Source organism: Dictyobacter formicarum, assembly GCF_016587435.1.
In genome coordinates this window covers 357,381-371,575 of record NZ_BNJJ01000003.1, presented here as the reverse complement: position 1 = coordinate 371,575, position 14,195 = coordinate 357,381, and the positions used below count along the sequence as shown (strand labels likewise).

At 50.3% G+C, this 14,195-nt stretch carries 14 protein-coding genes; 6 read left to right on the top strand and 8 right to left on the bottom strand.

Annotated features, from left to right (window positions below; genetic code table 11):
* Nucleotides 1-192 precede the first annotated feature (192 nt).
* The 3 genes from JMI88_RS06730 to JMI88_RS06720 all read left to right on the top strand — a co-directional run bounded on the left by JMI88_RS06730 (nucleotide 193) and on the right by JMI88_RS06720 (nucleotide 2,638).
* Complete coding sequence (locus JMI88_RS06730) at nucleotides 193-495, top strand: GlsB/YeaQ/YmgE family stress response membrane protein (RefSeq protein WP_201361028.1); 303 nt, start codon at nucleotides 193-195, stop codon at nucleotides 493-495.
* A gap of 182 nt (nucleotides 496-677) precedes the next feature.
* Entirely contained in the window at nucleotides 678-1,016 is a 339-nt protein-coding gene (locus tag JMI88_RS06725) for a peptide chain release factor family protein (RefSeq protein WP_236022835.1), read from the top strand.
* A gap of 131 nt (nucleotides 1,017-1,147) precedes the next feature.
* Nucleotides 1,148-2,638 carry an outer membrane protein assembly factor BamB family protein gene (locus tag JMI88_RS06720; RefSeq protein WP_201361027.1) on the top strand — a complete coding sequence of 497 codons (1,491 nt, stop codon included), beginning with the start codon at nucleotides 1,148-1,150 and terminating at the stop codon, nucleotides 2,636-2,638.
* A gap of 71 nt (nucleotides 2,639-2,709) precedes the next feature.
* On the opposite strand, the gene JMI88_RS06715 is transcribed toward JMI88_RS06720, so the two are convergent.
* Together JMI88_RS06715 and JMI88_RS06710 are read right to left on the bottom strand one after the other, a co-directional pair.
* Nucleotides 2,710-3,204 (bottom strand): hypothetical protein, encoded by a 495-nt coding sequence (locus JMI88_RS06715; protein ID WP_201361026.1) that lies wholly within the window; start codon nucleotides 3,202-3,204, stop codon nucleotides 2,710-2,712.
* Between the two features lie 171 nt (nucleotides 3,205-3,375).
* The gene (locus JMI88_RS06710) at nucleotides 3,376-4,332 is read right to left on the bottom strand and encodes an aldo/keto reductase (RefSeq protein WP_201361025.1); all 957 of its coding nucleotides are present in this window, start codon (nucleotides 4,330-4,332) and stop codon (nucleotides 3,376-3,378) included.
* A 353-nt stretch (nucleotides 4,333-4,685) separates the two neighbouring features.
* On the opposite strand from JMI88_RS06710, the gene JMI88_RS06705 reads away from it, so the two are divergent.
* Both JMI88_RS06705 and JMI88_RS06700 read left to right on the top strand, forming a co-directional pair.
* Nucleotides 4,686-5,108, top strand: coding sequence for a PPOX class F420-dependent oxidoreductase (locus tag JMI88_RS06705; RefSeq protein ID WP_201361024.1), 423 nt, complete (start codon nucleotides 4,686-4,688; stop codon nucleotides 5,106-5,108).
* Nucleotides 5,109-5,200: 92 nt separating this feature from the next.
* Complete coding sequence (locus JMI88_RS06700; protein WP_201361023.1) at nucleotides 5,201-5,686, top strand: DinB family protein; 486 nt, start codon at nucleotides 5,201-5,203, stop codon at nucleotides 5,684-5,686.
* Nucleotides 5,687-5,695: 9 nt separating this feature from the next.
* Here the strand turns inward: JMI88_RS06700 and dhaM are convergent, their stop codons facing one another.
* The 6 genes from dhaM to glpK form a co-directional block, all read right to left on the bottom strand.
* Nucleotides 5,696-6,100, bottom strand: coding sequence for a dihydroxyacetone kinase phosphoryl donor subunit DhaM (dhaM, locus tag JMI88_RS06695; RefSeq protein ID WP_201361022.1), 405 nt, complete (start codon nucleotides 6,098-6,100; stop codon nucleotides 5,696-5,698).
* 77 nt (nucleotides 6,101-6,177) lie between these two features.
* Nucleotides 6,178-6,825, bottom strand: a complete 648-nt coding sequence (gene dhaL / locus JMI88_RS06690) for a dihydroxyacetone kinase subunit DhaL (RefSeq protein ID WP_201361021.1) — start codon at nucleotides 6,823-6,825, stop codon at nucleotides 6,178-6,180.
* 31 nt (nucleotides 6,826-6,856) lie between these two features.
* Nucleotides 6,857-7,858, bottom strand: coding sequence for a dihydroxyacetone kinase subunit DhaK (gene dhaK / locus JMI88_RS06685; protein ID WP_201361020.1), 1,002 nt, complete (start codon nucleotides 7,856-7,858; stop codon nucleotides 6,857-6,859).
* Between the two features lie 159 nt (nucleotides 7,859-8,017).
* The gene (locus JMI88_RS06680; RefSeq protein ID WP_201361019.1) at nucleotides 8,018-9,697 is read right to left on the bottom strand and encodes a glycerol-3-phosphate dehydrogenase/oxidase; all 1,680 of its coding nucleotides are present in this window, start codon (nucleotides 9,695-9,697) and stop codon (nucleotides 8,018-8,020) included.
* Nucleotides 9,698-9,802: 105 nt separating this feature from the next.
* Nucleotides 9,803-10,690, bottom strand: coding sequence for an MIP/aquaporin family protein (locus tag JMI88_RS06675; protein WP_201361018.1), 888 nt, complete (start codon nucleotides 10,688-10,690; stop codon nucleotides 9,803-9,805).
* A gap of 129 nt (nucleotides 10,691-10,819) precedes the next feature.
* Nucleotides 10,820-12,325 (bottom strand): glycerol kinase GlpK, encoded by a 1,506-nt coding sequence (glpK, locus tag JMI88_RS06670; protein ID WP_201361017.1) that lies wholly within the window; start codon nucleotides 12,323-12,325, stop codon nucleotides 10,820-10,822.
* A 634-nt stretch (nucleotides 12,326-12,959) separates the two neighbouring features.
* Here glpK and JMI88_RS06665 point away from each other — a divergent pair.
* Nucleotides 12,960-14,126 carry an aminotransferase class I/II-fold pyridoxal phosphate-dependent enzyme gene (locus tag JMI88_RS06665; protein ID WP_201361016.1) on the top strand — a complete coding sequence of 389 codons (1,167 nt, stop codon included), beginning with the start codon at nucleotides 12,960-12,962 and terminating at the stop codon, nucleotides 14,124-14,126.
* The last annotated feature ends 69 nt before the right edge of the window (nucleotides 14,127-14,195 follow it).

Here is a 14,195-nt window from a genome sequence, read left to right as displayed (position 1 = left end):
AAGGCCTGGCTTAGAAATCTGAGGAAAAATTTAGAGAATGCTTAACTGTTTTGGCAAGGCCAGTAAAAGTGTATCCCCCTATGATATTAAAATCGTATATAAGTCATAACGGAGAGAACACAAAAGAGATGACTCTCTACTCTGACTAATTTTTCTTATATAGGCATGTTGTCACACGGAAGGAGTAATGTGATGGTAGTTGCAAGTTTTATGACATTCGCAGCACTGGAAGTTGGCGCCATTATTTGGTGGTTAGTGGTTGGTCTGATTGCTGGTGCTCTGGCCGGATTAGTCATGCGGGGGGGCGGCTATGGTATCGTCGGTGACATCATTGTTGGCCTTGTAGGTGCACTGGTAGGTGGTTTTATAGCAAGCCTGATCGGCCTGGGTACCAGTAGTTTTGTTGGTTCGATTATTATCGCCTTTATTGGCGCGTGTATATTCATCGCTATCCTGCGCGCGGTTTCCGGCGGCACACGTCGCACAACCCTATAATGAGGTAATGATACAAACGAACATAGGATGAGTATAAAAATCCTTTTTTTTGCAATTCCCCAACTGATAAATACAGTTGGGGAATTGCTGTTTTATGCCGTAGTATGCAAATGACACATTTTAGAATATGATAGAGAGACGAAACCGTGATGAAATAACAATGAGAGTAGAGAATATTCAACGTGTACCCTACTGACCGAGAATCGCTAGAGCGAGATTGTGATTTAGAATTTTTTATTGGCAGTGGCCCGGGGGGACAGCATCGCAACAAAGTCGAGTCAGGTGTACGGCTAACCCATCGTCCTACAGGACTAGTTGTAACCGCGACAGAGCGACGCTCACAGCACACCAATCGCGACATCGCTTTTGAACGGATGGCCCAGCGTTTGCAAGAATTGCAGCGACCCCGTATTTCACGTAAAGCCACGCGACCTACTGCGGCCAGCCGTGAACGACGGCTGGAGGTCAAACGCCTGCGTAGTCATAGAAAGCAACTGCGTTCAAAATCTCTCCACGAGTAAATCCCAGGTATGGTAATCGTGTTTATACCAGAGATCAAATATGACTCGCATCATTTGGATGAGCGAAGCTAACCGCGATCGAGTGCATTTCCAAATGCTTTTTGCTGTATGACCGAAGGAGTTATTTTGTAATGTTCTGGGAAATTATGTGCGCCTGTATGTTAAGTGCTGGATGTATTTTGTTATACACTGGCTGGAGAACTTCGCGGAGCCGCTTCCAGTCCTCCCAATACTGGCTGCTGAGCCTGTTATGCCTGTTCGCACTCGTGCTGGCCGGTTGTGATAGGGGAGGAGAAACAACGCAAGCAACCAGTGCCAGTTCCCCTCCTTTGACAACAAAAACCTCTGACGCACTGCCATCCTCCTCCCACGCCTGGGATGATTGGTTTACATACCACCATGACGCCACGCATGCTGGTTATCTGCCAGCGACGCCTGATCCACAGCACCTGGTACGGGCCTGGAAAACAAAGCTGGACGGCGCAGTATATGCTGAGCCGCTGGTCGTTAAAAATCACCTCATCGTCGCTACAGAAGGCGATACCCTCTATTCGCTTGATCCCCAGACGGGAAAAGTCGGCTGGCAAACGAACGTCGGTACGCCTGTGCAACGCTCTACTCTACCCTGTGGCAATATTGATCCACTAGGCATCACCGGCACCCCGGTTTATGATCCAGACAGTGGCCTTATTTTTGCGGTTGCCGAGATCAGCGGCCCACAACACATTCTGGTAGGCATCAATGCCGATTCGGGGAAAGTGCAAATGAGGCGCGTAGTCGATGTGGGAGGAATGGACCCTGCGGTTCACCAGCAGAGGTCAGCACTGGTTATCTCTAACGGCCAGGTGTATATTGCTTATGGAGGTCTGGCTGGGGATTGTGGTCACTATATTGGTACAGTGGTAGCGGCTCGCACCAATGGGCAGGGAGGGCTGATTTTTTATCGGGTACCCACCAGCCGTGAAGGAGGCATCTGGACACCGCCTGGACCTACCATTGACAGGAATGGTAACGTATTTGTCTCAGTTGGCAATGGAGAGCAAACCAGTGGAGATTGGGATCACAGCGACTCGGTGCTACGCCTCTCGCTACAATTAAAGCTAGTAGATGCCTTTGCACCACAGAACTGGCAGAAAGAGAACAGCAGCGACACAGACCTTGGTTCTATGGGTCCGCTGCTCCTACCCAATAACCAGATTTTTGTCGCAGGTAAATCTGGCAAGGGTTATGCGCTACATGCTAATGCGCTGGGTGGCGTCGGTGGTCAGATCTCCGAAACACAGATCTGTAATGGGCTGGCTATGGGTGGAGGATCAGTCGTAGGCTCACAGATCCTGGTCCCTTGTAATGACGGCGTGCGCCGCATAACAGTTAGCTCAGATGGTCATGTCTCTATCGATTGGCATGTAGCCGATATGAATTTGCCGCCCATCGTTGGCGGTCATACAGTCTATGGATTAGATACTGGTGGAACCCTGTATGCAGTTGACCTTGCCAGCGGCAGGTTGCGCGCCAGTATCAGCCTCTCTGAAGAGGTACCCCATTTTAGTACCCCTACCCTCTCGGGCCGTAGCCTGTTCATAGGAACCAATGATGGAGTAGCCGCAGTATCGTTTAGCTAGAGAGCGGGGATAGTTCCCGCTCTTTTCTCCGCTGCGTACTTCTTATATTCATTTTAAGTTCTGGTCAGCGCTTATTTTTCGACGTCAATGTTTTGCTCAACCCAGAGCATAACCTGCTTAAACGATATTTTGTTCTGCGACATCAATGGCCTGATGGATGGATGGCGTGTGATCTGGTCAATAAAGCGATCGCGATTCTCTGGTGCAAGGCTGGCAGGATACTGAGCGCTGGCGTTTTCGATCACCTCCTGGATAATCTGTTGCGCAATCGTTTCAGGGGCGACACTGGCGGCCGGTTCAGGCGGAACCCGTGGGGGAGCGACCGGAGCCTCAGCCGCGGTAATGGCCGGTGTTGCATTGACCGCGTTTGTATCAGGTGTTGCCGCCGGTCCGGCCGCAGCCTGGGTACCAATGGGCGGATTCACCTCATTAAGCCAATGTTGTAGTTCTCGCACCTGCTGTGCGTCCAACTGTAAGGGGCGCAACAGGGTGGGAGCCTGAATCTGTAGTGTCCCCTCCTCATCGAGGTTGACCGAATACATGCCAAGCTGTTTTTTACTCCTCATCGCGGTGTCCTTTCTCATTGCTACTGTCCAGACGGAAGGGTTTCTGAAGTCATAAAAAGCGAAGATGTTGTGAGATCCAGGCAATGGGCATATTGCCATACCTGGATCTCATCTATCTGCTATCGTACCATACGGCTAAGCGTATTTCCAAAAGTGTACAGTGTAACGTACTTAGCGCCAGGCACTAACGCGATCCAGGGCTTCGCCTTCGTCCTGCGTCAGGCGTAGAGAGACCGATTGGAGCAGTTCCTGTGTCTGCGCCACCGAGGTAGCACTGGCGATCGGAGCAGTAATACCAGGACGGCCAATAGTCCAGGCCAGGGCAACCTGCGCCATCGTGGCATCATGAGCCTGCGCAATGAACTCAAGTTGATCGAGTACCTTAAAGCCCTTCTCATTCATATAGTTTTTCTGGATATTCTGGGCGCGTGGGCTGGATGGGAGATCCTGATTGGCACGATACTTACCGGTCAAAAAGCCGCTAGCCAGGGATGAATAGGTGATCACTCCTATTTCCTGCTCTAAACATAAAGATTCAAGCTCACCTTCATAAGTAGCACGATTGAGCAGGTGATAGGGAGGCTGAATACATTCATAGCGACCATAGCCCTGCTGCAGGCTTACCCTTAAAGCCGCGGTCAAACGTTCCGCCGTATAGTTAGAGGCTCCGATGTAGCGCACTTTACCAGCTTTGATCAGAGCGTTAAAGGCCTCAAGCGTTTCTTCCAGCGGCACCGCCTGGTCATCGATATGGGCCTGATAGAGATCAATATAATCGGTTTGCAAGCGGCGCAGCGAATCTTCTACACCCTTCATGATATGCTGCCGCGTGAGGCCTTGCTCGCCGTTACCCATGCGAGCTCCCACTTTAGTGGCAATAACCATCTGTTCACGATTCTTACGTTGATTGAGCCACTTCCCCAGGATCGCCTCGGACTCGCCACCACTATGGCCAGCTACCCACGTAGAGTAAACATCAGCAGTATCTACAAAGTTGCCACCGCCCTCCACAAAGGTATCCAGCACACTGAACGAGGTCGGCTCATCACAGGTCCAGCCAAATACATTGCCCCCGAGACAGAGAGCTGATACTTGTAGTTCAGTCCGTCCAATTTTCCGCGTAATCATGAGACATTTCCTTCTTTCTATCTGATCTGTCTTTGGCAGAGAGATGCACGGCATACTTCCCTCCTATATTTATACTCCAAGGGTGATATTTGCGAGGACTTTTTAACGCTGATAATCACTCATGACAAAAAATACACATCATAATACTAATCCCGCATTCCTCCCATTGAGTTTATAACATCAAGAATAAATCTATTGCATTAGGCGCGCCTCAGCGTATGAGTTTTTCGACGAAACGTATAGGGAAGGAAGAGCACTATATGTGCAGGCGTGTGGACGTATAGCTGATGATAGAATGGAAATAATCATATGATTTCTGAAGCTTGTTTGCAACAATGAAAGGAGATAAAGCCATGGTTGAGTTGACTGCAGAATGTCGTGCATTTTTGCTCAAAGATACGCGTACCGGCAAACTTGCCACTGTGCGGGTAGATGGTCGCCCCCACGTTGCCCCCGTCTGGTTTTTAGCGGATGGTGACACTCTGGTATTTAATACCGGGCGATCAACCGTTAAAGGTGCCAACCTGCTGCGTACAGGACGGGCCGCGCTCTGCGTTGACGAAGAGATCGTTCCATATGCTTACGCCATGATTGAAGGCACGGTTGAATGTTCTGAAAATCTGCCAGAGGTCAGGGAATGGGCCACCAAGATTGCCGCGCGCTACATGGGTGAGGACCGGGCCGAAGAGTATGGAGCCCGCAACGGAGTGCCAGGTGAAATGCTGGTACGACTTACCCCCACAAAAGTCATTTTCTTACGAAACATCTCAGATTAGCTTGATCGAGGCAAGGGTGAACGAGAAACGAAACTTCTGGTAGATCAGTAATATGAACATAGGACGCTATTGTAAAGATTGGAGAATGTCTTATGTCTGCGACTCAAACATTAGAAAATAGCCATCTTATGGTTATTCAGGCGCTCGATGATTTACCGGAGCCAATGTGGGATATGCCGGGTGTTAGTGGAGAATGGTCAGCCAAAGATATTGTCGCCCATCTGACATCCTATGAATTATTGCTGATTGACGCACTACAAACAGCGCACGGCGAAAAGCCCTCACCGTATCTTATGAGGTGGGTAAATGATCTGCAAGCGTTTAACAACGAGGCAATAGAGGCACGGAGCTACAAAACGGCGCAGCAGATCATGAATGAGTACCAGGATGCGCAGATCAGATCGACCGATGCCTTAGCATCTTTGCCCGCCGAACTGTTAGAGAAAAAAGGCATCCTGGACTGGTATCGATCAGGTGAGGCCAGCATTGCCGACCTGGTGGAGGGCTTTTCCCGCCATGCTCAGCAACATTGCCAGCAGATTGTGCAATTCCGCACCGCCAACAAGCAGCTGGAGTAATAGCAGGCGTTATGCCTGCTTTCCCTTTGGCATCTCATGACCATTATTGGCGGCTTCCGCGACCTCAGCCAGCGTGCTACCAGCAGAAGCCTCAACCGCAGCCAGCACGGCTCCCTCAACCAGTGGGGCCGTGCTAATAATGATATGTTGCCGTTCAGAAGGATCCAACTGTTCCAGTGCCATCTCTGTAACCATCACAGCACTGCCCAGGTCAAGCAGGACCAACGTTCCCTCAGGATTGGCAGCCTTCTGGAGGGCGGCAATAACTTTATCGAGAGAGGTGCCAATTGAACCATCATCGGTGCCTCCAGCGACGGCAATCGTTACTTCCCCCATAGACATCTGTTCGGCCAGTTCCGCCACGCCCTCAGCCAGGCGCGCGCTATGTGAAACAATTACAATACCAACAGCCAATTTTTTCTCTTCTTTCCAGGGAAGCCTGTTCCCATAGCTATATATAATCACTTAGGAGAAGTCAACAATAGTAACCTCTACTCGTGTGCCGCGTCTGGTGTCATCGTATCTGAGAATGCTTGCAGGATTAGCCAGCATGAAGTTGCTCCCGGATCTTGATGTCCCACGCTCCGCTCCCCCAAATAGCTGGCCCGCCCCTTGGTTGCGACCATCTCGATGGTATTTTTCATACCAGCCTCGGCGGCGGCCGTCATATTTTGTAGGACCTGCGCTATCGACAACTGATTTGCTGCGGCTTGTTTGCCTGCCTCGATAGCAGGTATTAACGCATCCAGCATCGTTTTTTCACCGGCCTGCGCCTTACCGCGAACCTTAACGCCCTCAAGGGCGGCATCAAATAAAGTAATCAAGTCGGATGTTTCCAGGGATTGCTTGCCGGAGGACACCATACCTGCGCGTAAGAAGGCAGTGCCATACAGTGGGCCGCTAGCTCCACCGACCGTAGAAACCAACGTTGTACCAACAGTCTTTAGCATCGTTCCTATATCAGCGTCGCTCAAGCCTGTGAGTTTGGCATTTACAGCGGTAAAACCACGATCCATATTGATGCCATGGTCAGCATCCCCGATAGCAGAGTCTAGTTGTGTCAGGAATGCGCTATACTCATGCAGCACCTGTGCGGACTGCTGCAACCAATGCAGGATATCCTCATGTGTAACAGGCATGGTTTCCTCCAAATTTCCTGCCAAAATGTGCCTAACGACCCCAACGCAATGCGGGTGTATGGACTGGCGCATCCCAGTACTTGATCAATTCATCGTTGAGGCGTATCAATGTAATAGAACAGCCGGCCATCTCCAGAGAGGTAATATAATTGCCGACCAGGGAGCGCGTAATAGAAATCGACTTCCCCTTTAGAATACGTTCCAACTCATTAAAAATGATATAGAGTTCAATCAATGGCGTTCCACCCATGCCATTGACCATCGCCAGAACCTGCTCTCCAGCTTTGAGCTCCAGATCGTCAATGATGGGAGTCGTTAGAGTCTCAGCGATTTCGGCTGCGCCGACCAGTTTAGCGCGCCGCCGGCCGGGCTCCCCGTGGATACCGATACCGATCTCCATCTCATCCTCGCCCAATTCAAAGGTTGGCTTACCCGCCGCCGGAACCGTGCAGGCGGTCAACGCCATCCCCATACTGCGTCCATGATTATTGACCTGGCGAGCCATGTCAGCCACCTGAGCCAGAGGAGCTCCCGTTTCGGCCAAAGCGCCTACAATCTTCTCCAGCAGCACCGTTACGCCAACGCCACGGCGACCAGCCGTATAGAGACTATCCTGTACCGCCACATCATCATTAGTGACGATGCTTACTACCTCAATATCTTCAGCCGCCGCCAATTCAGCGGCCATCTCAAAGTTCATCACATCGCCCGTATAGTTTTTGACAATATGCAAGACCCCGGCTCCGCCATTAACAGCTCGTGTGGCAGCCAGCATCTGATCCGGGACTGGCGAGGTAAACACCGCACCTGGACAGGCAGCATCGAGCATACCATATCCAACATAGCCTCCATGCATAGGCTCATGTCCACTGCCACCGCCAGAAATAACGCCGACTTTATTTTTTACTGGCGCATCCTTACGAACAATAATCTGTTGCTCAATATCGACGTTAATCAGATCGGCGTGGACCGCAGCCATACCAGCCAGGGCTTCTTTGACCACGTCTTCCGGTTTATTAATGAGCTTTTTCATTGCGTTTCCTCTCGTGCATATGAGCAGATAGGAATAGTTCCTATCGTATTCCTTTCCCTATTTACAAACGAGGTCGAACGGGTAAGCCTTACACGTGACGTTTCTCTGCCAGAACTGAATTATGAATATTCGAACGAATCCGAACGGCAAGCTTTACACTTAGCGTTTCTCTGCCAGCACTTGATTCTGGATATTTGAGCGATATATCTGCATCAGTTCCTGTTGTTCCACTGAGGGCCAGTGTAGTTCCTGCGCCATCAGTTGGGTTACCTCATCGACAACACCCTGACCACGCTCGCGATCTTCCATCACAATCGAGGTACGACGCGCCAGAATGTCAGCTGGCTTCATCGCCATTTCATAGCGGCAGGCATAAATGACCTCAGCTTTGATATAGGGAAGGTCACTGATGAGCTGTTGGCCCAGCGACGGATCCTGCTCAACTAGATCAAAGACAGCGTTCGTGTTAGATCCGTAGGCATGGCCCAGATGGCGAATAATATTTGAGCTCAGCCCCAGCCGTGCACCGCGTTTCTGCAACTCGTGCTGGGTCAGCGGCCAGGCCGCGCTACCCTGTAACGGCAGCGATTCGGTTGGATGAACCGGCTTCACACTATCCCGTCGACTAATTAGATCCAGTGTATCCTGTGCCATGCGACGATAGGTAGTTAATTTTCCGCCTGTAATCGTCACCAGGCCTGAAGGACTCTCAATGACGGCATGTGTACGTGAAAGCCTGGCGGTCGATGCATTCTTCTGGCGTGGTTTGACCAGTGGACGATATCCGGCATAGGTACTGATAATATCATCCTCGGTCACATGGACAGTAAGGTAGCGATTCAGATATTTCAGCAAGTACGCAATATCTTCCTGAGAAGCAGTAGGATGGTTGAGATCGCCTGTGCCTGTATCGGTGGTGCCATAGATGGCCCGCGATTCCCAGGGAACAATAAACAGAATGCGCTTATCCTCGGTCTCAGGCAAAACAATGGCGTCATTGCCCAGTTGGAGCATTTCGCGCGACAGGACCAGGTGGACCCCCTTGCTGGGCTCAACCTGAATCTCAGGTGTCTCCTCGGCCAGTGACTCAACCTCCTCGGAGAAGACGCCAGTGGCGTTGACGATATGGCGAGCACGCACCGTAAACTGCTGGTCACCAATGGTATCATGGACAATTGCTCCGGTGATACGATCTTGCGACTTTTCAAAGCCGGTGACCTCGGCATAATTGGCAACCAGCGCACCGGAACGTACCGCCGTACGCAGAACAGCCATTGTCAAACGCGCATCATTGGTCTGCCCATCGTAGTAGATAAAGCCCTCTTTAAGTCCTTCCGAAACCAGGGTTGGGGCTCGCTCCAATACTTCCTGGCGGCTGATATGGTGGTGGCGAGAGATATTGCGTCTGCCAGCCAACCCATCGTACATCCAGAGGCCAGCATCCAGCAGGCGGTTCAGGCCAATCCCTTTCGGGGTTGTAAAAGGCATTCCAACCGGGTGCATATCGCCTTCATAGATCGGCAACACAAAGGCGACTGGATCGACCAGGAATGGCGCATTCTGCAGGAGCAAGCCACGTTCAACCAGAGCCTCATGGACCAGAGAGAAGTCAAAGTTTGGCAAATAGCGAATGCCACCATGAACAAGCTTGGTTGATTTGCTACTGGTGCCGCTGGCAAAGTCTGCCTTTTCAACGAGGGCAACCGAATAGCCGCGTGAGACAGCATCGAGAGCGACACCCGCGCCGGTAACTCCTCCTCCGATGACCAGGATATCGAAAGAATTATTGGCAAGTTCGTTGAGATTGTCTGTGCGTTCGTGTGAAGATAAGGGTTGCATAGGTGCTATCTTGCGAAAATAGCAGGAGGAGATCAGGGCTAGTATAATTACTACCTGCTCTCCTGCTGTATTTTCGTCCTTTCATCCAAAAACTATAATAAAGCGCTAATCTACTGCCGGCTCACGAACCGCTTCACCACGGGCGATTGCTGCACCAGATGTATGGAGCCTTCTGGCTTCTATGACTTTGCCGATTGTAAAGTCGTAGATAAAAGCTCCGGCGACGCCACCCAGGAGTGGAGCGACAATTGGAATCCAGGTATAAGAAGTCAGGCTTCTTCCACCGTCGACCACAGCAATCCACAGGCGAGGACCAAAGTCACGCGCTGGATTGATTGCATACCCTGTGTTGAGTCCGAATGAAGCACCGATAGCGACGATCAAGAAACCAATGATCATTGGATTTAAATTGGCCTGCACCGGCTGGTTGCGTATATCGACAATCGCGAAGATCAAACCAACCAGCAGAGCAGTACCTACGAACTCATCGCCGAAGGCCCCGAAGGTCCCAACAAAAGCTTTAGGATAGGTGTAGAAGACATAGCCTACATCACTAGCAATTGTACCACCTTTCAGACCGACCGCATGATTAATTGCTCCTCTATACACGAAGAAAAGGATGGCAGCGGCTATAAACGCGCCTAACACCTGTGAACCCATATAGGGAAGAACTTTATTCCAGGGGAATTTGCCCCGGGAGGCAAAACCCAGAGTGACTGCTGGATTGATATGGGCACCACTGATGGCACCAGCTACATAGATGCCAAGCATAACGGCGAAGCCCCAACCAATGGCAATCAGAATCCACTCATTCGCAAATGGAGTAGGCGTCGTCGGTTTTCCAAGGGGAGGGCCTAGAGTGTTAAAAAGCCCAAATGAAGCGACGCAGCCATCGCCAAAAAGCAAAAGAATCATCGTGCCGAAAAATTCAGCAATGCATTCACCCAGAGTACCAGCCATCGCTGGCACTGGACTAACAGCGGGCTTTTCCATGAATTTTTTCTCCAATCCTGTTGCGTATTTGTTCTGACAACCGTATATATGGTTGAGCTGTATTCTCGGTAGTCACCAAAAATCGCTCATCAGTATACTGTTAACGTTTTGTACTATTTTGGATGAAGGTTATTTTTTTGTCCAGCCGAGGGAGCGCTCCACAGCGCGCTTCCAGTTAGCATACAGGCTTTCGCGTTGATCTTCGCTCATTTGTGGCTCAAACGTACGATCGATTGTCCACAGACGGGTAAGCTCTTGCAGGTCTTTCCAGAAGCCGACCGCCAGTCCTGCCAGGTAGGCTGCACCTAGCGCGGTGGTTTCTGCGATTCCGGGTCGTTGGACCGGTATGCCCAGGATATCAGCCTGGAATTGCATCAAGAGATTATTAACGACAGCGCCACCATCGACACGCAACGTAGTGGCAGTGATGTTGCTATCAGCAGTCATCGCGTCCAGAACCTCGCGAGTTTGATAACACATACTCTCGAGTGTTGCTCGAGCGATATGTCCAATCGTAGAGCCACGCGTCAGCCCAACAATGGTACCGCGGGCATAAGGGTCCCAATGAGGAGCGCCCAGGCCCACAAAGGCAGGAACCATATAGACGCCACCATTATCGGTAACTCTCCGCGCCAGACTTTCTACCTCGGCACTCGAACTAATGGCCCTTAAGCCGTCGCGCAGCCACTGGACTGCGGCTCCGGTTATAAAGATACTGCCTTCAAGCGCATAGATTATCTTGGGCTTCTCTTTAGTGCCCAGGCCCCAGGCAATAGTGGTGAGCAGACCATGTTGAGAAGGTATGGCTTTCTCCCCAGTATTCATGAGCATGAAACAGCCTGTGCCATACGTGTTTTTGGCCATACCAATTTGATAACAGACCTGTCCAAAGGTAGCCGCTTGCTGATCGCCTGCGATACCAGCAATACGGATCGGAGTGCCGAAGATCTCTGCATCGGTTTCACCATAGACAGCACTGGAAGGCATGACCTCTGGCAACATAGAGCGAGGAATGCCCAGTTCCTGAAGGATCACATCATCCCACTTTCCTTCGTAGATATTAAAGAGAAGAGTACGAGAAGCATTGGTATAGTCAGTGACATGGATCCTGCCCTTCGTCAGGCGCCAGATGAGGAAGGTATCGACAGTGCCAAACAGGAGTTCACCCCGCTCAGCCTTCTGGCGTGCCCCTTCAACATTATCCAGAATCCATTTTACTTTGGTGCCGGAGAAGTAGGCATCGGTCACAAGGCCAGTGCGCTCACGGATGACTTTGTCGAAGCCCTTGGCAGTTAGAGCATCGCAAATTGGCACAGTTAAGCGACTCTGCCAGACAATGGCATTAAACACCGGTCGGCCTGTGCTTTTTTCCCAGACAATCGCGGTCTCACGTTGATTAGTGATGCCCAATGCCACGATATCTGAAGCCGAGGCACCTGCTTTTCTTAATGCTTCTCGAGCTACATTAAGCTGGCTTGACCAGATATCTTCTGGATTGTGTTCGACCAATCCAGGTGCTGGATAAATTTGAGGAAATTCTTGTTGCACTACACTTACAATATTACCCTGCTGGTTGAAGAGGATTGCCCGGGAGCTTGTTGTACCCTGATCCAAACTTAATACAAAGCGAGCCATTGAAAATTTCCTCCTCCTAAAAACGTTGTCCTACGGCGTCAACGTTTGATGATTTCACTACAAGTAGCACGAAGGGCTGGTCATTTGGTTCCACACAACTGGTAGATTGTGCAAAAACTGCTGATTGACCTGCGTCCTTACAGGCATGAGTTGGAAGATTTTTTTGCTCATGGTGATTCAGGGAAATAATTGGTGTTGAGTTTGTTGTTGCTCAACTCATATGTTTCTAAGGTTTTTAGAATCCCCTGCTTGTTTATCTTCTCTTCTATACGCTCCTCCTTTGTTGTATTCAAGTATGGAATACTGCAGCTATTGTTGAGTTGGTGCACTACTAGTATACCATTTTGGAAAGCCAGAATGTGTGTATTTATGTTCCATGTTGTATTAATAAATTATATAGTATACCTTAAAGGCGAGCAATTTTATGGTATGAAAGCTATTGGTTGTCCTTGCAGAGTTATGCAAGCCAGGTGGCTTTTATTGCTCGGCATCTGTGATGTTGTATATAATAAGCAAATAATAAGCAAAATGAGATAGCTCCGATAAGCAGGTATCCTGCCGCGCTGCTATGAGATTTTGACGGATCAGAGCCGCGTCAGAGCGCACTATATCCAATATAATGGGAGTATATTGCATGTCTATTTCAGCTCGCCGTGTGGAAACGTTTGGCACCACTATTTTTACGGAAATCAATCTTTTAGCGCAACAATATAACGCTTTAAATCTGGGGCAAGGAAAGCCTGATTTTGATACCCCAGCCGATATTGTGGCGGAACTGGTCAAAGCAGCGCAATCGGGCCAGCATAACCAGTATGCGCCTGGACCCGGTATTGCCTCCTTGCGCAATGCCGTCGCCGATCATGCGGCCCGCTTTTATGGACTGAATATTGATCCTGATCAAGGGGTAATCGTCACTGCGGGTGCAACTGAAGGTCTCCTGTCATGTGTGCTGGGCCTGGTAGATCCAGGGGATGAAGTAATCGTCATCGAGCCATTTTATGATTCGTATGTCCCCAACATCTTGATGGCCGGGGCTACACCTGTCTTTGTACCCCTGCATCCACCAACCTGGACCTTTGATCCCGCTGAACTGCGGGCCGCCTTCTCGCCGAGAACGCGCGCGTTAATTTTGAATTCGCCGCATAATCCTACTGGCCGTGTGTTTACGCGCGAAGAATTGTCGCTGGTCGCTGATCTGTGCATCGAGCATAACGTGGTTGTGATCAACGATGAAGTGTATGAGCACTTAACGCTGGGGGGCGCACGCTACATTCCGATCGCTACTTTGCCCGGTATGTTTGAGCGGACCGTTACGGTCAGTAGCGCTGGCAAGACCTTTAGCGCTACTGGCTGGAAAGTTGGCTGGGCCTATGGGCATCCAGCGGTATTAAATGGTGTGGCGAGGGCGCACCAGTTTACTATTTTTGCGGTCCATCATCCGACTCAGGAAGCGGTTGCGTATGCTTTGAACCAGTCGGAGCAGTATTATAACGATTTTCGACGCATGTATGAAGATAAGCTACGGTTGCTGATGGGGGCGCTGGAGGGCTCTGGACTTAAATATCGAGCGCCTGAGGGCACATACTTTATTATGGCTGATTTCTCTGAAGTTTTTGATGGGATGCCGCGTGATTTTACGCGCTATTTGATTAAAGAGATTGGCGTGGCCTGTATTCCGCCGGAAAGTATGTATAGCAAGGAGCATGTGCATATTGGTCAAAATTATGTGCGTTTCTCTTTTTGTAAGAGTGATGAGGCGTTGATGCAGGCTAAAGGGTTGTTGGGGAAACTGCGGGCCTGAGCAGGTCCGCAGCCTCCTTAACCTAACCACTTCGTGTTCCCGGTCAAGGGCTAGCCGCCCTTGACAATC